This is a genomic window from Streptomyces sp. NPDC048419, from assembly GCF_043200415.1.
Classification (GTDB): domain Bacteria; phylum Actinomycetota; class Actinomycetes; order Streptomycetales; family Streptomycetaceae; genus Streptomyces.
Genome location: NZ_JBICXT010000004.1, coordinates 376,859 through 396,532 on the forward strand (window position 1 = coordinate 376,859; position 19,674 = coordinate 396,532).

The window sequence follows — 19,674 nt, forward strand, 5'->3', positions numbered from 1 at the left end:
GGGCGAGCCGGCTCGACCCGTTCAGTGACGCAACACCTGGCCGGCGTAAGGCAGTTACACCACCCCGAGGTCGAGCATCGTGTCGGCTACCTTGATGAAGCCGGCGATGTTCGCGCCGACGACGTAGTTGCCAGGGACCCCGTACTCCTCGGCCGTCGTGCGGCAGGTGGTGTGGATGCCGGCCATGATGGTGGCGAGGCGGCGGTCGGTGTCCTCGAAGGTCCAGGCGTCGCGGGTGGCGTTCTGCCGCATCTCCAGGGCCGAGGTGGCCACGCCGCCGGCGTTGACCGCCTTGCCGGGGCCGAAGGCGACACCCGCGTCCTGCAGCAGGCGCACGGCCTGCGGGGTGGTGGGCATGTTGGCGCCCTCGGCGACGGCCACCACGTCGTTCGCCAGCAGGGTGCGCGCCGCGTCCTCGTCGAGTTCGTTCTGGGTGGCGCAGGGCAGCGCGACCGAGCACGGCACGTCCCAGACGGAACCGCCCTCGACGTAGCGGGCCCGCGTCATGGTCTGCGCGTACTCCTTGATCCGGCCGCGGCGAACTTCCTTGATCTGCCGGACCAGTTCGACGTCGATGCCCGCCTCGTCGACCACGTAGCCGCCGGAGTCGGACAGGGCGACGACCGTCGCGCCGAGCTCCTGCGCCTTCTGGGCGGCGTAGATGGCGACGTTGCCGGAGCCGGAGACGACGACGCGCCGGCCGTCGAGGTCCTGGCCGCGGGCGGCGAGCATCTCGCGCACGAAGTAGACGGTGCCGTAGCCGGTGGCCTCGGTGCGCACATACGAGCCGCCCCAGTTCAGGCCCTTGCCGGTGAGCACGCCGGACTCGTAGCGGTTGGTGATGCGCTTGTACTGGCCGAAGAGATAGCCGATCTCGCGGGTTCCGACACCGATGTCGCCGGCGGGCACGTCGGTGTGCTCGCCCAGGTGGCGGTGCAGTTCGGTCATGAACGACTGGCAGAACCGCATGATCTCGCCGTCCGAGCGGCCCTTGGGGTCGAAGTCCGCGCCGCCCTTGCCGCCGCCGATGGGCAGGCCGGTCAGCGCGTTCTTGAAGATCTGCTCGAAGCCGAGGAACTTCACGATGCCCAGGTTGACGGAGGGGTGGAAGCGCAGGCCGCCCTTGTAGGGACCGAGGGCGCTGTTGAACTCCACCCGGAAGCCCCGGTTGACCTGCACCCGGCCGCCGTCGTCGACCCACGGCACGCGGAAGACGACCTGCCGCTCCGGCTCACACAGCCGCTCCAGGACGCGGTGGTGGGTGTAGACGGGGTGACGGTCCAGGACCGGCTCCAGCGACTCCAGCACCTCACGCGCGGCCTGATGGAACTCGGCTTGCGCGGGGTCCCTGGCCTGGACTGCCGCGTAGACCTCGGCGGTCAGACGCAGGTCCGTGGGCGGCGTGGACTGGACGGTCATGGACGTACCTCCTTGTACGGCGTTGCTCGTTGATGTACGGCAGATCGCACTGTACGTACTCAGCGAACCGTCGGTCCGCCGCTGACAACGAGCCTCTCGCCTGTCCGGCAGGTGCCGCGGCACAAGATCCCCACCCGGTCGGCGACCTCCCCGGGCTGGGCACATGAACACTGCCGCCGGCACCGGTCTGCTCCACGGCGCCGACGGCAGTAGCCTCTGCCGATCCCAGATCCGCCGGCGGTCAGCCCCTCCAGCGGTAGGTGGCGAAGGAGCCCGCGGGGACCGTCACGACGAACCTCTGACCGCCGACGACGATCCGCACCGTACGGTTGACGTCCGCGCTGTTGCCGAGGACGGCGACGTAACTCCTTCCGCCCGAGCGATAGATGACGTTGCTGACGCCGTTCTGCGCCGCACTGGACTCCAGACGCACATCACCGGGCGACAGGTACTTGGCGAACTGCCCGATCCCGTACAGCTCGTCGCGGACGGTGAATTCCTTGGTGTCCGTGTGCACCGTCACCAGCCGGTTCGGCCACTTGGTGGTGGCGGCGACCTGGTTCCAGTCGATGTCGTTGTCCCGGGCGGGGGTCCAGTGCAGCGTGCCGCCGTCCTGGTCGGTGGTCTGGGCCCACAGGACGTAGGAGCCCGCGTCGAGCCGGAAGTAGTCGAGGACGGTCGACGGCGACAGGTCGCTCGTCTCCGTCATCTGGACGGGCTTGCCCGTCTGTTCGTAGGCGTCGCGCATGACGGCCGGATCACCCCAGTAGGGGTGGAAGGCGATGGCGTCGGCCGCGTCGCGGACCTGCTTGCCGGTGACCGAGCCGTCCGGGGCGTCGTCGAAGATGCGGTGGTAGTTCTTGGTGGCCGTGCTGTTGGGGTCGCGCCAGTCCCAGAAGTTGAAGTCATGTACGTACAGCTGGGTGTTGAGCCGGGCGGCCCTGAACTCCCGCTTCATCGCCAGCGCCAGCTTCTGCTGCTGGGCGACGCTGATGTCCATGGCCGGGTAGACGACGTCCATACCGGGCTCGTTCAGCAGGGTCAGCGCGTCGACGCGGACGCCGTGCCGGGCGTAGGCCTGGACGAACTTGACGTAGTAGCGCGCGAACACGTCGATGCAGTCGTCCCGCAACTTGCCGACCTGGGAGTAGTCGGTGCTGCTGCCGGGCTTGAGCGCGACCTCGCCGGTGAAGCGGTCGTTGGTCTTCATCCAGGCCGGCGCGCTCCACGCCGAGGCGAAGAACGTGGCGTGCGGGTTGTAGCGCTGGATGAGCTTGACGGTGTCGATGATGTGCAGGTCGACGTCCCGCCGGATGGAGAAGTGCTTCAGGCCGAAGTCGTCACTGACGCCCGCGGGCAGGTCGTCCTCCGACCAGAACGGCAGGTGCTCGATGAGGTCGGGGCTGCCGATGGTCAGCCGGAACCGGTCAAGTCCCGCTCCGTGCCGGGGGTCCACGAGCAGCCGGATGACCTCCGCCCGCCTGGCCGGGGTGAGCTTCCAGAGGTTGGACACGCTCGTCTCGTCCAGGGAGAAGCCAACCCCCGTGTACTTCTGCCGAGTTGCGCCGGGGTCGGCAACCACGGTGGCATCGACCGTACCGCCGGAGTCGGCGCCCGTCCGGACGATCGGCAGGGGCTGCCAGGCGTGCGTGCCGCCGGTGGAGTAGCTGCCGGTCACGGCATGTCCGCGCCCGGAGTGCGCAGTTGCGTCCCGGTCCGCGTGCGCGGCCGGGCCCGTGGCTGCCAGCAGGGACAGTGTCGTGGCCGCGACGGCCGCGATCGCGGTGAAGCTTCGTCTCACAGCTGCTCCTGGACTCTTGGGGGGGTCGGGGCCGTGCGCTGCGGAGAGATCCAAGCAATATCTGCGATGTTAAGTCAAGGCATGAAGAAAGGCTTCGCGTACGGGAGTTGGTCGACCCGCGAGGACGACGCACCTTCGGAGCGCAGGCTCGGGACCGCCCTCAGAAGGCGGAGTTGGCGAACCAGTCGGCCAGCAGCTGCTCGTCCCCCTCGCGAGCGAAGGCGCCCCCGTCGCAGGTCAGGCGGCCGTAGACGAGGAGGAGCAGATCGGCCGCGGATCCCTGGACGGTCGCATCGGCGGTGCCCGGGGCCGGGTGGGCCGTGTCCAGTCCGAAGCCGTCGGGGCGCAGGCGGACCAGCCAGGCGTCGTCTCCGTCGGCCGTACGGAAGAGGATGGTCTTGTCGGGAGCGCGCAGGTTGGTCACCTTGGGGGCGAAGAAGCCGGCGAAGGGCAGGTTGACGAGGAACTCGTCGATCCCGTCGACGGCGAGCGGGCGATCGACGACGGGCCGGCGGCCGAGCGCGAGTTCGGCGTCGGCCCGGTGCAGCAGGGTCTCGAAGAGCATGCGGCGCGCCCAGAAGCGGGCGTGCTGGTCCGCGCCCCAGGCCCACATCGGCAGGTCCGGGTCGGTGGCCGCGAACGCGTCCTCGGCCACGGTCGCGCTCTCCGCCAGCCAGTCGGCGTATCCGTCCTCATGCTCCGGGAGCCGCAGGTCCACCTCCCGCGTGCGCGGCGGTTCCTGGATACGCGCCGTCAGCAGGACCGAGAACCAGCGTTGGACGCTGCCTGTGTGCTTGATCAGGTCGGCGAGCGTCCAGCCGGGGCAGCTGGGGACCGGGGCAACCGGGTCGGCGTCCTGGACCGCCGCGACGAACCGGGCGGTCTCCGCCGCGACCGCCGTACGGTGATCGACCTTCGCGGCAACGGGCCCGTGCCCGGTGTGCTGGTGGGTGTTCATCGCGACATGCCTTTCGGGGAAGCTGCGGGTCGGCCGTACGGCGGTCCAGGGCTGCGGATCGCCGTCAGGTCAGCTCGAGGACGAGCTTGCCGACGTTCTCGCTGCGGAAGAGCATGTTCAGTGTCTCGGGGAAGTCGTCCACGGTCCCGCGCACCACGTGCTCCTTGACCTTGATGCGGCCGTCGGCGATCCAGGCGGAGATGTCGCGTGCGGCCTCGGGGTAGCGCTTGGCGTAGTCGAAGACGACGAAGCCCTCCATACGGGCGCGGCGCACCAGCAGGGTCAGGTAGTTGGAAGGCCCCTTGACCGGGGTGGCGTTGTTGTACTGGCTGATCGCACCGCAGATCACGACGCGCGCATGCATCGACAGCCGGGTCAGGACGGCGTCCAGGACATCGCCTCCCACGTTGTCGAAGTAGACGTCGACGCCGTCGGGGGCGTGTCGGCGCAGCGCCGTCCTGATGTCGTCTGCGCGGTAGTCGATCGCGGCGTCGAACCCGAGGTCGTCGGTGAGCAGCGCGCACTTCTCCGGTCCTCCGGCGATGCCCACCACCCGGCAGCCCTTGGCCTTCGCGATCTGCCCCACGATGCTGCCGACGGCGCCGGCCGCGCCGGACACCACGACGGTCTCACCCTCCTTGAGCGCCCCGACGTCCAGCAGTCCGAAGTAGGCGGTCATGCCGGGCATGCCCAGGGCGCCGAGATAGGTCGAGGGCGGTGCGAGCGAGGTGTCGACCTTCAGTGCGCCCCGGCCGTCGGAGACCACGTGCTCCTGGACGCCGAACATGCCGACCACATGGTCACCGGGCTGGAACTCGGGATGGTTCGACGCGGTGACCTCGATGACCGATCCGGCGCGCATCACCTCACCGATGCCCACGGGCGGCAGGTAGGAGGGGCGGTCGTCCAGCCAGCCCCGCATGGCCGGGTCCAGGGAGATCACGCGTGTGCGGCCCGCGAACCGGCCCGGGCCCGGTTCCTCCACGGGCTCGGAACACTGCTGCCAGTCATCCGGTTTCGCCGCACCCACGGGGCGGGCTGCCAGACGGATCTGGCGGTTGGTCGCAGACATCGCGCCTCCTGTCGATCGAAGTCTCGCAGCAGGGTACCGACCAGTCGGTATGAGTGGGTCGTGAGGTTGCCCACACCCCGGTCGGCGACGTGCCGCGCGACCGGCGGTTTACGGGTCAGCGGGCCGAGGCCTGCCGGCCGGTGCCGGTCTTGGCGTCCCGCTCGTGCAGCAGTCGCGCGGTCCGCTCGGACACCGGAGCGGCCAGCAGCGCGGTGACCAGGTCGACCAGCCGGCTGGTGAACAGGCGGTCGTCCCTGCGAGGACGGGCGGCGGCCCGCGCGGCGAGTTCGGCATGGCAGAAGCGCATGGCGGTGAAGCGGGTGTGGAACACCGCGCTCGACTCCGGCGCCAGCAGCGGTTCCACCAGGCGCCGCCAGGGATGGATGCTCGACTTCTTCGTCACGACCACCTCGACCAGGGGCTCGGGACGGTTCAGCAGTTCGGCCACGACCTGAAGGAACGCGCGGCCGCCGTCGGGATCGGCGAGCTTCGCCGCGGCCGGCAGCACCAGCGCGGCGGCGAGGGCTCGAAGATCGGCGGCGCCTTCGTCCTCGTACTGCTGCAGCAGCACTTCCCGCTGGGCGTCCACCGCCGGAAGGTGCTTGTCGAGTACGGCCCGCAGCAGCCCCGCCCGGTCGCCGAAGTGGTACTGCAGGGCCATCGCGTTGCGCTGGCCCGCGGCCCGCTTGATCTCGTTGAGCGACGCACCGTCGACGCCCTTCGCCGCGAACAGCTGCTCGGCGGCCCGGACGAGCGTGGCGCGGGTGTCGCCGGCCTTCCGGCTCCGAGGCGACGTGGCCTGCGTCTCATGTGCTGTCACGGACGCCCATGCTAGCGTCGCCACGCCCCAGTAATACGCGTGCATTAATCATTGATACAAGCGCATTTGGCGCGATGCGGGAGTCAATCCAGTGAAGGCACTCACCTACCACGGCCCCCACGACATCCGGCACGAGGATGTCCCCCACCCGGCCGTCAACAGCCCCACCGACGCGGTCGTCCAGGTCACCACGGCCGGCATCTGCGGCAGTGACCTGCACATCTACGGCGGCCACGGGTTCAGTCCGGAGACCGGTTACACCCCGGGCCACGAGTGTGTCGGCGTGGTCGTCGACACCGGCGACCAGGTCACCCGCTTCCGGCCCGGCGACCGGGTCCTGGTTCCCGCCTCGGTGGGCTGCCCCCTGTGCGGAACCTGCGCGAAGGGCCTCACCGCCAGGTGCGAGCGAGCCCGTACCCCGACGGACCTCTGCTACGGAGTGAGCCCGCGCATACCGGGCAGCCAGGCCCAGGCTCTTGCGGTGCCCCACGCCGAGGTCAACCTGGTCCACCTGCCCGAAGGCGTCTCCGACGAGGCCGCCGTCGTCCTGACGGACAACGCCCCCACGGCCTGGTACGGCTGCCGCCGAGCCCGCATCCAGCCCGGCGAAACGGTTCTTGTCATCGGCCTGGGCCCGGTCGGCCTCATGGCCGCACAGTCCGCCTTCGCCATGGGTGCCGCCCGGGTGCTGGGCGTGGACCTGGTCGCGGAGCGTCGCGCCTTCGCCGCCACCCTGGGCGTCGAGCCGGTCGAGGGCGACGACGCGCGGGCGGCCGTACGGGAGATGACGGCGGGACGCGGACCGGACGCCGTGGTGGAAGCCGTCGGCTCGGACGCCACCATCGAGCTGGCCCTCAAAGCCGTCCGGCAGGCGGGACGGGTCAGCGTCATCGGCGTCAGCCAGAACAAGGCCTTTCCCTTCCACATGGGACTGGCCCAGATCAAGGAGCTGGAGTTCGCCATCGGGCTGTGCTCGGTGCCCTACGAACTCCCGGCCCTGATCCCCCTCACTCAGGCCGGCCGGATCAAGCCGGAGCTCGTGATCTCCCACCGCTTCCCCCTGTCCGAGGGCCCGGCGGCGTACGAACTCTTCAGCAGCCGCGCCGCAGGCGTCCGCAAGATCCTTCTCGACCCCACCCGTTGATCCGCCGTCGCTCCTGAATGCCCCGTCACGCGGGCGCTCCGGCCAGCAGCTGTTCGGTCCACACGGTCTTGCCCTCGCGGGTGTAGCGGGTGCCCCAGCGTTCGGTCATCTGGGCCACCAGGAACAGGCCGCGCCCACCCTCGTCGGTCGTACGGGCGCGGCGCAGATGCGGTGAAGTGTGGCTGGTGTCGCTGACCTCGCACACCAGGGACCGGTCACGGATCAGCCGCAGGGTCGCCGGGCCGCCGGCGTAGCGGTAGACGTTGGTGACCAGTTCGCTGGCGATCAGTTCGGTCGTGAACGCGAGGTGCTCCAGACCCCACTCGGCCAGCTTCGCCGAGGTGAGCGCCCGGGCGCGGGCGGCGCTTGCGGGTTCCGGCGGCAGGCTCCAGGAGGCGACGTCCTCCGGTGGCAGCGTGCGGCTGCGGGCGATCAGCAGAGCGACGTCGTCGGTGGGGCGTGACGGCACGAGCCACTGGAGCACCGTTCGACATGTTTGTTCCAGCGCGTCGGCCGGGCGGTTGAGCGCTGCGCACAGCCGGCTCAGGCCGGCGTCGGCGTCGGCGTGGCGCTCGCCGATGACCCCGTTGGTGTACAGACAGAGCAGGCTGCCCTCGGCCAGTTCGATCTCCCGGGCCTCGAACGGCAGGCCGCCGAGACCGAGCGGCGGCCCGGCGGGCAGCTCGAGCGGTGCCGCGTGTCCGTCCGGAGTGGTCACCACCGGCGGCAGGTGTCCCGCGCGCGCCACGGAGCAGCGTCGGGAGACCGGGTCGTACACGGCGTACAGGCAGGTGGCGCCGACGACCTGCTCGACCACGGGCCGTTCGCCGGCCGCTTCCTGCTCGGCCGCCAGCATGAGGACCAGGTCGTCCAGGCGGGAGAGAACCTCGTCCGGTTCCAGGTCCAGACTGGCGAGCGTGTGCACGGCGGTGCGCAGCCGTCCCATGGTGGCGGCGGCATGGATGCCGCGTCCCACCACGTCGCCGACGACGAGGGCGACCCGGGCGCCGGACAGGGGAATCACGTCGAACCAGTCGCCGCCCAGGCCCGGTGCCGCGCTGGCCGGCAGGTAGCGCAAGGCCACCTCCACTGCCGACTGGTCCGGAACCGCCCGGGGCAGAAGGCTGCTCTGCAAGGTGAACGCGGTCTGCTGCTGCTGGGTGAACCGCCGGGCGTTGTCGATGGCGACGGCGGCGCGCGAGGCGAGTTCCTGGGCGAGGGTGAGATCGTCCGCCTCGAACGGATCGGGGCGGCGCGAACGCCACAGGGTCATCACGCCCAGCGTCATGCCACGCGCGGCAAGAGGTACCACGATCAGCGAGTGAACGCCCGGGTCCGGAGCATGGGCACCCTTGCGGCCTGCCATGGAGAGCCGGTCGGGCGGGAGGACCGGCTCCAGGACGGGCCGTCCTTCGGCCAGGCACACGGCCTGGGGCGAGTCCGGGGCGAAGTCCACCGGCTCGCCCTGAGGATGGGGCGGGCCGGGCTGCTGAGCACCGACGCCGCAGGCTCCCAGCCGTACCACCGGCCCTGGCAGGGCCGGTGCCAGCTCCTCGCCCCGCGTCACGGGCCGCAGCAGGTCCACGGACGCGTGGTCGGCGAGGTGAGGCACCATGACCTCGGCGAGTTCGCGGGCGGTCTCCGCCACGTCGAGGGTGGTCCCGAGACGGCTGCCGGCCTGGTCGAGGAGCGCGAGCCGGCGCTGGGCCCGGTGCCGTTCGGTGATGTCCTCGATCATTTCGGCCACACCCAGGACCCGGCCCGAGGGGTCCTCCATACGGAAGGACGAGACCAGGACGACCCGCTCGCGTGCCGGATCCTGCTCCAGGCGGGCGAACTGCTCGGAGTAGACCAACGGCCTTCCGGTCTCCATCACTTCGCGGACACGGTCGACGGCCTTGCGCTCGTCGTCGGGGAGGAGCATCCGCCCGGTGGGCAACCCCCGGAAGTCGGCCGCCGGGACTCCGCTGAAGCGCTCGATCGCCCGGTTGACCCGCAGAAGCCTCAGATCGGGGCCGTGCACGACCAGGCCGATCGGGCACCGGCGGTACAACCCGTCGAGAACCGCGCGGTCCCGTTGCCACTCCAGGACGTCGGCCGCGGGCGCGCCCGCGAGGAACCACTCACGGACCCCGCCGTCGCGTGACAGCTCGTGCGCCCTGAGTCCCATCGGCACGGGCCGCCCGTCGCGGTGCCGCACCGTGAGCATCCCGAACCAGCCGCCGGTTCGTCCGCACTCCGCGGCCGCCTCCCTGGCAGCCGGCCGATCGCCAGGGTCGACCAGGACCTCGAACGCCCGACGGCCGATCACGGCCGTGTCCGGATGGCCGAGCAGTTCCTGCGCCCGCCGGCTCCATCCGGCCACGACCCCGCGGTCGTCGAGCACCGCCAGGGCGGCGAGATTCAGGGCGAACGGATCGTCACGGCCTTCCTTGAGCTCAGTCATCCGCTTCTCCACCGATGGACACCACCCTGTACTCGGTCACCGATGTGCCGCGAGACCTTTCCAGCCCGCGTGCCGCCAACGCCCAGCTGAGTTCCACCGCGGTGTCCGGTGCGTCGAGACCGGTGCCGGTCAGCTCCTCGTAACGGCGCAGCCGGTAGCGGAGGGTGTTGACATGGACGTGTGCGCCACGGGCGGCCTCGCGGACGTTTCGTCCACTCTCCAGGTAGCGCCGCACCGACTCCTCGATGAGCGCACCGAACGCCCCTTCCGCCTCCAGTGGACGCAGATGGCGCTCGAGCAGCAACTCCGCGAGCTCCGGTTCGGCGACGACCGCGACCCGCCAGGACAGGTCACTCAGGTCGTACACCCCGCGCAGGCCGTACGCGCGGGCGGCTTCCAGCAGCCTCCCGGCGGCCCGGAAGGAGCTGTGCGCCGCGGCCAGGCCGGCCGGGGGGGCCGAGACCCGCCGTCACCTCCAGGTCACCGATCTCCGGCTTCGCCTCCACGACGCCGGCGACAGCCTCGTCCAGGACGGTCAGCAGCGCGCTTCGTCCTTGGCTGCGGCCGTGGACCAGAAGGGAGCGTTCCAGTGCGTCCGGGCCGGCCTTGCCGTACGGAACCGCCCGGATGGCCCGGTACGGACGCGACAGGTCCAGTCCGTAGATCGCCGCACCGCTGTGGATCTCCGTCGCGCTCAGCGTCCCGTGGAGCAGTCCGCGCAGGAAGCCGGCGCGGCGGCGAGCGTCGGACAGGGCGGACGCGACCTCCGCCTGCCGGTGGACGGTGGCGATCCGCACACTCGCGACGTCCGCGAGTTCCCACAGGCATGTGGTGCGGTCGACGATGACGCCGGGGTCCAGTCCGCGTTCGGTCGCCTCGGCGATGAAGAGGTCCCGTATCGCGCTCAGCGCCCGGCGGAAGGCGCGGAGACCGTCGCTGAGCGGCACGCCTCGGGTGACCCGGTCCCGTGCCACGTCGGCCTCGTCGAAGTCCTCCGGCGCGGGCACCCTCCCCTCCCGCACCACCGCGAGCGCCCGCTGGAAGTGCCGCTGCCAGATCTGGTCCAGGAGTTCCCGAGGGACCGTGCGGTAGGACGGGATGTGGTCCGTCAGGTCCGCGTGCAACCGGCCGCCCACGTTCGACCGCTGCGCCGCCATCGCGGCGATGACCATTTCGAGGGGCTCCGTCGCACCCGGCGGTCCGGGCATGGACCTCACCTCCGCCCCTGTCGGCACCGGCCGTTGTGCAACTGAACAATATGCCGCCCACCGGTCTTGGCCGGGGAGCCGTATACAGCTCCCCGTCCTCGAAAGCACAGTGGCACGGCGGCGGACGAGACGCATCGGCGCGCACCGGGCGAGACGTCGACCGACCGTGCCCGGACCCGCCCTCGTGCCACCGGCCCACCCTCACCGACAGTGCGGAGACCTCCATGACCGACGAGCACCAGCACCGACCCGACCGTGCCACCGACCCCGGGCCGCGCCTCGCGCCCCTGCCCGAGGACGGCTGGGACCCCTCCACCAGGGAGTTGCTCGCCCCGATTCCCCGGGACGCCGACGGCCACGTCGCCAACGTCTTCACCACCTTGGTGCGGCACCCCGAACTCTTCCGGTACTTCCTGCCGTTCGGCAGCCATCTGCTGCGCGGCGGAAGGCTGCCGGACCGGACCCGGGAACTGCTGATCCTGCGCACCGCGTGCAACACCCGGGCCGGTTACGAATGGGGCAGGCACGTACCACTGGCCAGGGCGGCGGGGGTCACCGACGAGGAGATCCACCGCATCGGCGCGGGCCCGGACGCCCAGGGATGGACACCGGCCGACGCCCGGCTGCTGCGTGCCGCGGACGAACTGCACCGTGACGCGCGGCTGTCCTCGGCCACGTGGTCCGCCCTCGCCACCGACCACGACGAGGCACAGCTGATCGAGATCACCATGCTCGTCGGTCAGTACCACATGGTCGCCTTCTTCCTGAACTCGGCCGGCACCCGGCTCGAGCCCGGCTACGACACACAGACCCTGCCCGCGCTCACAGCCCCCGAGGACGGCGCGGGAGGGGTGCACCGCGATGCCTGAACCCCAGCACGCCACGAGCCACCCGGTCGGCCTCCTGACCGGCCGGAACGTACTGGTCATCGGTGCGGGCACCCGCCCCAGCGAGGATCCGCAGGCCCCGGTCGGCAACGGGCGCGCGGTGGCCGTGCTCGCCGCCCGCGAGGGAGCCTCCGTGGCCTGCGCCGACGTCTCCCCCGACGCCGCGGCGGCCACCGCCGCTCTGGTCGGTGAGGAGGGCGGCCGTGGCTTCGCCGTGGTCGGTGACGCCACGGACCCCGGTCAGTCCTCGGCCATGGTCGCCGAGGCACTGCGCGAACTCGGTGGGCTCGACGCCATGGTGGTCAACGTCGGCATCGGCCTCGGCGCGAGCCTGGCGGACACCTCGCCGCAGCAGTGGGACCAGGTGCTCTCGCTCAATCTGGGCGCCCCGTTCCTCGCCGCCAAGTACGGGTTGCCCCTGATGGCCGAGGGAGGATCGATCGTCTTCGTCGGTTCCCTGGCCGGGCTGCGCGCGGCCACCGACTCGCCCGCCTACGACAGTTCCAAGGCAGGCCTGTTCGGTCTCACCCGCCATGTCGCCAAGGAGGGTGCGCCGCGCCGGATCCGCGCCAACCTTGTCGTCCCGGGCCTGATCGACACCCCGATGGGCCGTGCGGCGTCGGCCCGGCGGACGTCGCGTTCGGCCTCGCTCGGCCGCATACCGCTCGGCCGCCAGGGCACCGCCTGGGAGGTGGCCGAGGCCGCCGCCTTCCTGCTCAGCGACCGCGCCTCCTACATCACCGGTCAGAGCCTGGTGGTGGACGGCGGGGCGAGCGCCGTCTGAGCGGGCGGTGGCGGGGGCGGTCCCAGGGGTCAGGGCATCGACCGGGGCCGCCCCCGCCGGCTCACTTCGCCAGCGGGCCGAACTCCTTGCGGGTGTCGACCGGTTGGCCGAACAGCTGCCACCGCTCACCCTTGAACCGCATCAGCTGCATCGTCTCCAGCGGGAAGGCGTCGCCGTGTCCCGTGGACATGGTGACACCGGGCAGCAGCAGGCCCACCTTCACGTTCTTCAGGTTGCGCACCGCGTCCCGCAGCCCCTCCCTGGTGGGGCACTTCATCGCGTCGAGGGCCTTGTGCAGGCTGTCGGCGACGGCCCAGCCGTAGGCGTTGAACTGGTTGGCGGGGTCGGCGTCGGGCGCGTACTTGTGCAGGGCGTCCTTGTACGTCTTCATCGCGGCATCGTCGTCCCACTGCGGGTCGGCGGGGTCCTTGAAGTAGGTCGCCGAGACCACGCCCTGCACGTGCTTGAGCCCGACGGGCTGCAGCACGGCGACCGACGAGGCCACGTTGTTCACGATGTGCAGGGGGTTCCACTCGGTGTTCCTGGCATCGGCGGCGAGGGCCTGGCTGCCGAACTTCGGGGTGGTGACGTCGAGCAGCACATCCGCCTTGGACCGGGCGAGAGTTGTCATCTGCGCCGACACGGAGGGGTCGGTGACTTCGTAGCTCTCCGCGGCGACCACCTTGACGCCGCTGCCGGCGACGGCCTTCTTGAACCCGCCCAGCAGGTCCTTGCCGAAGTCGTCGTTCTGGTAGAGGACCGCGACCTTGGCCTTCGGTTTCTCGTCCTTGAGGTACTTGGCGTACACCCTGGCCTCGGCCACGTAGTTGGGCTGCCAGCCGATGGTCCAGGGGTGCTTGTCGTCCGTGCCCCAGGCGGAGGCGCCCGTGGCGACGAAGGGCTGCGGCACCTTCTGCTGGTTCAGGTAGTCCCACACGGCTGCCGTGGACGGGGTGCCCAGGGTCTGGAACACGGCGAAGACCTTCTCCTGCTCGACGAGTCTGCGCGCCTCCTCGACCGCCTTGGGCGGCTGGTAGCCGTCGTCGCGGACGACGAACTGCACCTTGCGGCCGTCTATGCCGCCCTTGTCGTTGACGTACTTGAAGTAGGCGGCCACGCCCTTGCTGATCGTGCCGTAGGCGGAGGCGGGTCCCGACAGCGGGTAGATCCCGCCCAGCTTGATGGTCTTGTCGGTGATGCCCGTGGTCTGCTGGCCCTTGCACGCGCCACCGGCGGCGGCGTCCTGGCCGTCCTTTCCACGCTGGCTGCTGCAGGCGGTCGCGGTGAGCAGGGCGGCGGTCGCGGCCGCGGCCGCCCGCAGTGCGGTGGTCTTGCGCATGTGACTCATTCCTTTTCCGTACGGGGCGGTGCGCCCACGGGTTCGGCATCGACCGCTGCGGGGTCCGCAGGGGTGACGGTCGCGGAAGGTCCGGACTCGGCAGGGGACTTCGGTTCCGCATCGGGTACGCGTCCGGCCTCGACGGAGGATTCGGCCCCTGGTGCGGATTCGGGTACGGAGGATTCGGCACCGGTGTCGGATTCGGCCCCGGGCCTCCCGTCGAGGGCGGCGGTCCGGTGCAGGCGACGGGCCACCGCGCCCAGCACGCGGCCCGGCAGACCGGCCAGTCCCGTCGGGGCCACGAACATCACGATGATGATCAGCAGGCCGAACACCACGCCCGGTGCCGCCTCGCTGAGGTCCTGGGAGACGCTCGGCACGTACATCACGAACGCCGCGCCCAGCAGCGGTCCGTACAGCGAGGCGAGGCCCCCGACGACCAGGCCGGCAAGCAGCGTGATGGACAGTACGAAGCTGAAGGAGTCGGGCGAGACGAAGCCGATCACCCAGGTGTACAGACACCCGGCGACGCCCGCGAACATCGCGCTCCATGCGAAGGCAAGTGTCTTGTGCAGCGACAGCCGTACGCCCATGACCTCGGCGGCGCTCTCGTTGTCCCGCACGGCGAGCAGTGCCCGGCCGACCCGGGACCGCAGCAGGTTGCGGGCCAGCAGCAGGGCCACCGCGGTGACGGCGAGGACGACGAAGTACATCCACTGGTCCTCGGCCAGCCCGCTCCACGCCGGGGGTTGCAGCTTGTCCACGGTCAGCCCCATGGAGCCGCCCGTCACCGACTCGAGCCGCTTGAGCAGGGGAGGCAGGAACACCGCGAACGAGAGGGTGACCAAGGCCAGATACAGGCCGCGCAGCCGCAGTGCGGGGACTCCGAACCCCAGACCCAGCAGGAAGCATCCGGCGGCCGCGGCCGGCAGCGTGGCCAGGTGGCCGGTGTCGTAGCGGTCGAGCATGACCGCCGCCGTGTACGCCCCCGCCGCGAAGAACGCGCCGTGCCCGAGCGAGATCTGGCCGCCGAAGCCGACGAGCAGGTTCAGGCCCGCCAGCGCGACGGCGTACAGGAGCACCATGGTCAGCTGGAAGACCTGGAAGGGGGCGAAGTAGAACGGTGCGCCGACGGCGACCGCCGCCGCGACCAGCGCGGTGAGTGTGGCCCGCAGCCACCGGACCCGGTCGGTGCCGAGCGCCGCTGTGAGGGTGTTCATGCGCGCTCCACCGCCGCCCGTCCGAAGAGGCCCTGGGGCCGCACCAGCAGCACCGCCAGGATGATCACCAGGGGGACGCCCACCTTGAGGTCGGCGCCGATGACGTCGACGTACGCGCCGGTCAGCGTCTCGGCGACGCCCACGAACAGGCCGCCGACGACCGCACCGACCGGGCTGTCGAAGCCGCCGAGGGTGGCCGCCGCGAACGCGTAGATCAGCACTCCGCCCATCATGTTCGGCTCCAGGAACAGCACCGGCGCGACGAGCACGCCCGACACCGCGCCCACCGTCGCGGCCAGCCCCCAGCCGAGCATCAGTACCCGGCCCACCCGGATGCCCGACAGCCGGGCGGAGGCCGGATTGCAGGCGACCGCCCGCATCACCAGGCCGATGGAGGTGTGCTGGAACAGCAGATACAGCAGGCCCATCACCACCGCGACCACGCCGACGATCCCTAGCGTCGACCAGTCCACGCGCACCCCGGCCAGGTCCAGCGCGCCGTCCGGGAACGGCTCGGGAAAGTCCTTCACGGTGAACGACCAGATGAGACCGGCCAACGCGTTGACGAAGATGAACAGGCCGACGGTGACGATGACGACCGTCAGTTCGGGCGCGCCCTGCACGGGGCGGATGACGATCCGCTCGACCAGCATGCCGCCGGCGAAGGACACCGCCAGGGTGACCGGCAGCGCCAGCCAGAACGGCATCCCGGACGCCACCAACTGCCAGGCGACATACGTCGAGAGCATCGCCAGCTCGCCCTGGGCGAAGTTGACGATCCCCGTGAACCGGTGGATCAGCACCAGGGCCAGCGCCAGACTGGCGTACACCGCGCCGGAGCCCAGCCCTTCCACCACCTGCTGGAGAAGATCGGTCACGGCGCTCACCCGGCCTTGCCGGTGCGGACGGAGACACCGAGATACACCTCGGCGACCTGCCCGTCCTCGCGGATCTGCGCGGCCGGTCCGGACAGCACCAGACGACCGGTCTCCAGGACGTGGGCCCGGTGCGCGATGTCCAGCGCGAGTTGCGCGTTCTGCTCGACTACGACCACGGTGGTGCGTTCCTCCTCGTTGACGGCACGGACGATCTCGAACAGTTCGCGGGTGACCAGCGGTGCGAGTCCCAGGGACGGCTCGTCCAGGAGCAGCAGCGAGGGCCGCAGCATCAGCGCCCTGCCGATGGCGAGCATCTGCTGCTCCCCGCCGCTGAGGCTGCCCGCGGCCTGGCGGGACCGCTGCCGCAGGGTGGGGAAGTAGCCGTAGATCCGTTCCAGGTCGGCCGTCACGGCCGCACGCCCGGCGCGGCCCCGCCGCCCGAGTCCGGTACGCAGGTGGGCGCCGATGCGCAGGTTCTCCTCGACGGTGAGGTCGTTGAAGGTGCCCCGGCCCTCGGGCACGTGCGCCACGCCCAGCCTGGCGGCCTGCTCGGGTGAACGGCCCAGCAGTTCCGCCCCGTTCAGGGTGACCGAGCCTCGGCCGCGGACCATGCCGCACAGCGCCCGCAGTGTCGTCGTCTTGCCCGCGCCGTTGGGTCCGAGGACCGCGCACACCTCACCGCGGGCGACGGAGAAGTCGAGACCCTGCAGCACACGGGCCTGGCCGTATCCGGCGTGCAGATCGCGGACCTTCAGGAAGTCCGGCTCCGCACCCGCCGCAGCCTCGCTCACGCGGCCACCCCCAAGTACGCCTCGACGACGGCCTGGTCGCGCTGGATCTCCTCCGGCGAGCCCTCGGCGATCTTGCGGCCGAAGTCGAGGCAGACCACCTTGTCGCACAGGCCCATCACGAATCCCATGTGGTGTTCGACCACCACGAGGGTCAGATCGAAGTCCCGGCGCACCGACCGGACCAGATCCGCGAATTCGTCGACCTCGCCGTGGCTGAGCCCGTTGACGGGTTCGTCGAGCAGCAGCAGCCGGGGCCGTACCGCGAGTGCCCGGGCGAGTTCGACGCGTTTGAGGGTGCCGAACGGCAGCCCGGCGGCGGGGTGGCCGGCGACGTCCGCCAGGCCGAGCCGCCGTAGCAAGTCGTCCGCCCGGCCGCGCAGTTCCCTCTCCTCGCGCCGGACGCGGGGCAGCCGGAGCGCCGCGGCGAGGTGTCCGGTGCGCCCCCGGCTGTGGGCTCCGACCATGACGTTCTCCCGGACCGTGAGCCGCGGGAACAGGCCCAGGTTCTGGAAGGTGCGGGCGATCCCGCGTCCGGCCACCGCGTGCGGAGGTAGGGCCAGCAGGTCCTCGTCCTCGAACCGCACGCCTCCCCCACCGGGAGTGCAGCGCCGGGTGAGGCAGTTGAACAAAGTGGTCTTGCCGGCTCCGTTCGGCCCGATGAGCCCAACGGCGGTGTCCGGCTCGACGGTGAAGGAGACACCGTCCAGCGCCGTGATCCCGCCGAAGCGCACGGTGATACCGTCGACCGCAAGCATGAGTGACGCCCCTTCCGACGTGCTGGGGGATGAGCGAGCGTCACAGTAGGTGGGGCTGTTCCCGGCGCACATTGTGCGTGAGCACCCAACTTCCCGGTCGCCGGACTGTGCGCCGCGCACAGGTGGTGGAAGATGTCTCACCCGGAGACTGTTGACGGAGCACGAGTCGAACGGCCACGATCGGCGCCATGCCTCGCGGTCCCGCCCTGGACACCCCCCAGCTCTCCGAACACCTCCGCCGGCAGCGGTGGCGGATCCTGCATGCCGTCCAGGACCGGATCGAGGAGGTGGCGCAGGCCGCCGTCGAGGTGATGCGCGCGGAGATCCCGTCGTACGCGCTGCAGGACGGACGGTTCTTCGACGACGTACGGGAGCAGGTGCTCGAGCACTACCGGATGCAGCTCGCGGCCCTGGCGGGCGACCGTGACATCGCCGCCGAGGACCTGCTCTTCAGCCGGGCGGCAGCCATGCGCCGAGCGCGTGCGGGGTTCGCCCTCGAGGACTGGATCAGTGCCTTCCGGGTCGGCCGGCAGGTGATGTGGGACGCGATGCTGGAGTGCGCGGGCACGTCGGCCGAGGCCCAGCAGGCCGCCCTGTCGCTCGTCACGCCGCTGATGCGCTACGTCGACTACGCGAGCACGCATGCCGCGCAGGCCTACGTCGAGTACCAGCAGCACGTGGTGGCGGACGCGGACCGGGAGCGCCGGGATCTCCTGGACCAGTTGCTGGCCGGCGTGGCACCGTCGCACGGCCCGCTGTTCGCCCCGGCGCAGGCGTACGGCATCGGGCCCCGCTCGCCGATGATGGCGGTCGTGGCGGTGTGTGTCGGCGACACCCGCACCGGCGACGTCACCTCGGCCGAGAACGGGTACGCCGCCAGCGCGTCGATCAGCGTCGCGGGCCCCTGGGCGGGCAGGACCCTGGTCGTCGTACGGCACGGTGAGGTGGTGGCCGTGCCCGTGGTCCGCGCCGGGATGGACGCGGAGGACATCTGCGCCCACTTCGAGGCGGTGCAGCGGCGACTCGCGCGGGAGGGAACCATGCTCTCCATGGGGATCAGTACGGTCGCGCGGAGCGCCGACGAGCTGCCGCGCGCCTACGGGGAGGCGCGGGCCGCCCTCGACCTGGTGCCGAGCGGAGGCGGGGTGGCGGCGCTGCCGCGGCTGTCCCCGTTCGACTACCTGGCGCTGCGCGCCGACGATCTCGCACGCCAACTGGTCGATCCCCGGGTGCGGTTGCTGCTGGAGGAGGACCGAAGACGTGGCGACACGCTGGCCGTCACCATCAGGGCGTTCGCGGACGCGGACCTCAATCTGCGGCTGGCCGCCGACCGGCTGCGGGTGCACCACAACACGGCGCACTACCGGTTGCGCAGGATCGAGGAGCGCACCGGCCGCAATCCGCGCCGGCTCGCCGACCTCCTGGAACTACTGGTCGCCCTCGCCATCCGCGACGGGGCCGGGGAAGGCGGGGATCGCCGGTGAGCGGCATCGTGGAGTCCTTCGGGACCGAAGCGGCGGGTCAACTGCCCGGCGGGCAGGAGGGCATGCGCCTCGCGGAAGGGCACGGCGGGCACCACCCGGCGGTCCGGCCCGCGCTGCTGGACGCCGCCCTGGAAGTGTTCCTGGAGCGCGGCTACGCCGAAGCCGGTCTCACCGAGATCGCGGCGCGCTCCGGTATCCCGGGCGGCAGCCTCTTCCAGCACTACGGCGGTAAGCGCGGGCTCTACCTCGCCCTGTGGGAGGAGTTCCGGGAGGCGCAGGAGCGCCGGACCGCGGCCACTCTGGCCGTCGAGCGCGGCCATGGCGTGGACGACCCGAGCGCCCTCTTCGTAGCCGGAGCCAGGGCGTATCTGCAGGGCGCCTGGGACAACCGGCGGCTCGGCAGACTGCTCGTGCAGGACGACGCCCCCGCCGGTTTCGACGGACTACGCCGCCAGTGGGACCGCGCATGGGTACGGCGCAACGCCCGGCTCCTGGAGGTGGACGAGCGGCAACGCGCCGGGCGGGTCCGGGTGAGCGTGCTGACCACCGTCATCGGAGGAGCGGCGCGCGAGCTGGGCGACTGCGGGGACGAGACGGAGGCCCTGGAGATCGTGGACGAGGTGTGCGGCATCCTGGTCCACCTGTCGACACCGCCCGGCTGAAGCGCC

General features: G+C 71.1%; 18 protein-coding genes. 5 read left to right on the plus strand and 13 right to left on the minus strand.

Annotated elements, in window-relative coordinates:
• Positions 1-54: 54 nt before the first annotated feature.
• The 5 genes from gdhA to ACGFYN_RS12105 form a co-directional block, all read right to left on the minus strand.
• Positions 55-1,419: an NADP-specific glutamate dehydrogenase gene (gdhA, locus tag ACGFYN_RS12085; RefSeq protein ID WP_393865676.1), complete on the minus strand. Its 1,365-nt coding sequence runs from the start codon at positions 1,417-1,419 to the stop codon at positions 55-57.
• 241 nt (positions 1,420-1,660) lie between these two features.
• Positions 1,661-3,220 carry a glucosidase gene (locus ACGFYN_RS12090; RefSeq protein WP_393865677.1) on the minus strand — a complete coding sequence of 520 codons (1,560 nt, stop codon included), beginning with the start codon at positions 3,218-3,220 and terminating at the stop codon, positions 1,661-1,663.
• A gap of 160 nt (positions 3,221-3,380) precedes the next feature.
• Positions 3,381-4,178 (minus strand): maleylpyruvate isomerase family mycothiol-dependent enzyme, encoded by a 798-nt coding sequence (locus tag ACGFYN_RS12095; RefSeq protein ID WP_393865678.1) that lies wholly within the window; start codon positions 4,176-4,178, stop codon positions 3,381-3,383.
• Between the two features lie 64 nt (positions 4,179-4,242).
• Positions 4,243-5,250, minus strand: a complete 1,008-nt coding sequence (locus ACGFYN_RS12100; RefSeq protein ID WP_393865679.1) for an NADP-dependent oxidoreductase — start codon at positions 5,248-5,250, stop codon at positions 4,243-4,245.
• 115 nt (positions 5,251-5,365) lie between these two features.
• Positions 5,366-6,070 (minus strand): TetR/AcrR family transcriptional regulator, encoded by a 705-nt coding sequence (locus ACGFYN_RS12105; RefSeq protein ID WP_393865680.1) that lies wholly within the window; start codon positions 6,068-6,070, stop codon positions 5,366-5,368.
• Between the two features lie 91 nt (positions 6,071-6,161).
• Here ACGFYN_RS12105 and ACGFYN_RS12110 point away from each other — a divergent pair, with 91 nt between their 5' ends.
• Positions 6,162-7,214: a zinc-binding dehydrogenase gene (locus ACGFYN_RS12110; protein ID WP_393865681.1), complete on the plus strand. Its 1,053-nt coding sequence runs from the start codon at positions 6,162-6,164 to the stop codon at positions 7,212-7,214.
• A 25-nt stretch (positions 7,215-7,239) separates the two neighbouring features.
• On the opposite strand, the gene ACGFYN_RS12115 is transcribed toward ACGFYN_RS12110, so the two are convergent.
• From ACGFYN_RS12115 to ACGFYN_RS12125, 3 genes are read right to left on the minus strand one after another with little or no spacing between them, the layout of a single operon-like run.
• Positions 7,240-9,660 carry a SpoIIE family protein phosphatase gene (locus ACGFYN_RS12115; protein WP_393865682.1) on the minus strand — a complete coding sequence of 807 codons (2,421 nt, stop codon included), beginning with the start codon at positions 9,658-9,660 and terminating at the stop codon, positions 7,240-7,242.
• Positions 9,653-10,027, minus strand: a complete 375-nt coding sequence (locus tag ACGFYN_RS12120) for a helix-turn-helix domain-containing protein (protein WP_393865683.1) — start codon at positions 10,025-10,027, stop codon at positions 9,653-9,655. Before ACGFYN_RS12120 ends, ACGFYN_RS12115 begins: the two co-directional genes overlap by 8 nt.
• Complete coding sequence (locus ACGFYN_RS12125; RefSeq protein WP_393865684.1) at positions 10,011-10,868, minus strand: hypothetical protein; 858 nt, start codon at positions 10,866-10,868, stop codon at positions 10,011-10,013. Before ACGFYN_RS12125 ends, ACGFYN_RS12120 begins: the two co-directional genes overlap by 17 nt.
• A 224-nt stretch (positions 10,869-11,092) precedes the next feature.
• Between ACGFYN_RS12125 and ACGFYN_RS12130 the strand changes: the two genes are divergently transcribed.
• A complete protein-coding gene (locus tag ACGFYN_RS12130) occupies positions 11,093-11,737 on the plus strand; it encodes a carboxymuconolactone decarboxylase family protein (protein WP_393865685.1) in 645 nt (214 codons plus the stop codon).
• Positions 11,730-12,539, plus strand: a complete 810-nt coding sequence (locus tag ACGFYN_RS12135) for an SDR family NAD(P)-dependent oxidoreductase (protein WP_393865686.1) — start codon at positions 11,730-11,732, stop codon at positions 12,537-12,539. The genes ACGFYN_RS12130 and ACGFYN_RS12135 overlap by 8 nt, the downstream gene beginning before the upstream one ends.
• A gap of 61 nt (positions 12,540-12,600) precedes the next feature.
• Here the strand turns inward: ACGFYN_RS12135 and ACGFYN_RS12140 are convergent, their stop codons facing one another.
• From ACGFYN_RS12140 to ACGFYN_RS12160, 5 genes are read right to left on the minus strand one after another with little or no spacing between them, the layout of a single operon-like run.
• Positions 12,601-13,878: an ABC transporter substrate-binding protein gene (locus ACGFYN_RS12140; RefSeq protein WP_393865687.1), complete on the minus strand. Its 1,278-nt coding sequence runs from the start codon at positions 13,876-13,878 to the stop codon at positions 12,601-12,603.
• 5 nt (positions 13,879-13,883) lie between these two features.
• Positions 13,884-15,098 carry a branched-chain amino acid ABC transporter permease gene (locus ACGFYN_RS12145; RefSeq protein ID WP_393865688.1) on the minus strand — a complete coding sequence of 405 codons (1,215 nt, stop codon included), beginning with the start codon at positions 15,096-15,098 and terminating at the stop codon, positions 13,884-13,886.
• Complete coding sequence (locus ACGFYN_RS12150; RefSeq protein ID WP_393865689.1) at positions 15,095-15,976, minus strand: branched-chain amino acid ABC transporter permease; 882 nt, start codon at positions 15,974-15,976, stop codon at positions 15,095-15,097. The genes ACGFYN_RS12145 and ACGFYN_RS12150 overlap by 4 nt, the downstream gene beginning before the upstream one ends.
• Before the next feature lie 5 nt (positions 15,977-15,981).
• Positions 15,982-16,767: an ABC transporter ATP-binding protein gene (locus tag ACGFYN_RS12155; RefSeq protein WP_393865690.1), complete on the minus strand. Its 786-nt coding sequence runs from the start codon at positions 16,765-16,767 to the stop codon at positions 15,982-15,984.
• Complete coding sequence (locus tag ACGFYN_RS12160; RefSeq protein ID WP_393865691.1) at positions 16,764-17,522, minus strand: ABC transporter ATP-binding protein; 759 nt, start codon at positions 17,520-17,522, stop codon at positions 16,764-16,766. The genes ACGFYN_RS12155 and ACGFYN_RS12160 overlap by 4 nt, the downstream gene beginning before the upstream one ends.
• A 188-nt stretch (positions 17,523-17,710) precedes the next feature.
• Between ACGFYN_RS12160 and ACGFYN_RS12165 the strand changes: the two genes are divergently transcribed.
• Both ACGFYN_RS12165 and ACGFYN_RS12170 read left to right on the plus strand, forming a co-directional pair.
• Complete coding sequence (locus tag ACGFYN_RS12165) at positions 17,711-19,006, plus strand: PucR family transcriptional regulator (RefSeq protein WP_393865692.1); 1,296 nt, start codon at positions 17,711-17,713, stop codon at positions 19,004-19,006.
• A complete protein-coding gene (locus ACGFYN_RS12170; RefSeq protein ID WP_393865693.1) occupies positions 19,003-19,668 on the plus strand; it encodes a TetR/AcrR family transcriptional regulator in 666 nt (221 codons plus the stop codon). Before ACGFYN_RS12165 ends, ACGFYN_RS12170 begins: the two co-directional genes overlap by 4 nt.
• The last annotated feature ends 6 nt before the right edge of the window (positions 19,669-19,674 follow it).

Excerpts from the sequence above, each read along its gene's own strand:
- ACGFYN_RS12165 (WP_393865692.1), top strand. The coding sequence starts at position 17,711 with ATGCCTCGCGGTCCCGCCCTGGACACCCCCCAGCTCTCCGAACACCTC.
- ACGFYN_RS12115 (WP_393865682.1), bottom strand. The coding sequence starts at position 9,660 with ATGACTGAGCTCAAGGAAGGCCGTGACGATCCGTTCGCCCTGAATCTC.
- ACGFYN_RS12100 (WP_393865679.1), bottom strand. The coding sequence starts at position 5,250 with ATGTCTGCGACCAACCGCCAGATCCGTCTGGCAGCCCGCCCCGTGGGT.
- gdhA (WP_393865676.1), bottom strand. The coding sequence starts at position 1,419 with ATGACCGTCCAGTCCACGCCGCCCACGGACCTGCGTCTGACCGCCGAG.
- ACGFYN_RS12130 (WP_393865685.1), top strand. The coding sequence starts at position 11,093 with ATGACCGACGAGCACCAGCACCGACCCGACCGTGCCACCGACCCCGGG.
- ACGFYN_RS12095 (WP_393865678.1), bottom strand. The coding sequence starts at position 4,178 with ATGAACACCCACCAGCACACCGGGCACGGGCCCGTTGCCGCGAAGGTC.
- ACGFYN_RS12125 (WP_393865684.1), bottom strand. The coding sequence starts at position 10,868 with ATGCCCGGACCGCCGGGTGCGACGGAGCCCCTCGAAATGGTCATCGCC.
- ACGFYN_RS12160 (WP_393865691.1), bottom strand. The coding sequence starts at position 17,522 with ATGCTTGCGGTCGACGGTATCACCGTGCGCTTCGGCGGGATCACGGCG.
- ACGFYN_RS12135 (WP_393865686.1), top strand. The coding sequence starts at position 11,730 with ATGCCTGAACCCCAGCACGCCACGAGCCACCCGGTCGGCCTCCTGACC.
- ACGFYN_RS12140 (WP_393865687.1), bottom strand. The coding sequence starts at position 13,878 with ATGCGCAAGACCACCGCACTGCGGGCGGCCGCGGCCGCGACCGCCGCC.
- ACGFYN_RS12145 (WP_393865688.1), bottom strand. The coding sequence starts at position 15,098 with ATGAACACCCTCACAGCGGCGCTCGGCACCGACCGGGTCCGGTGGCTG.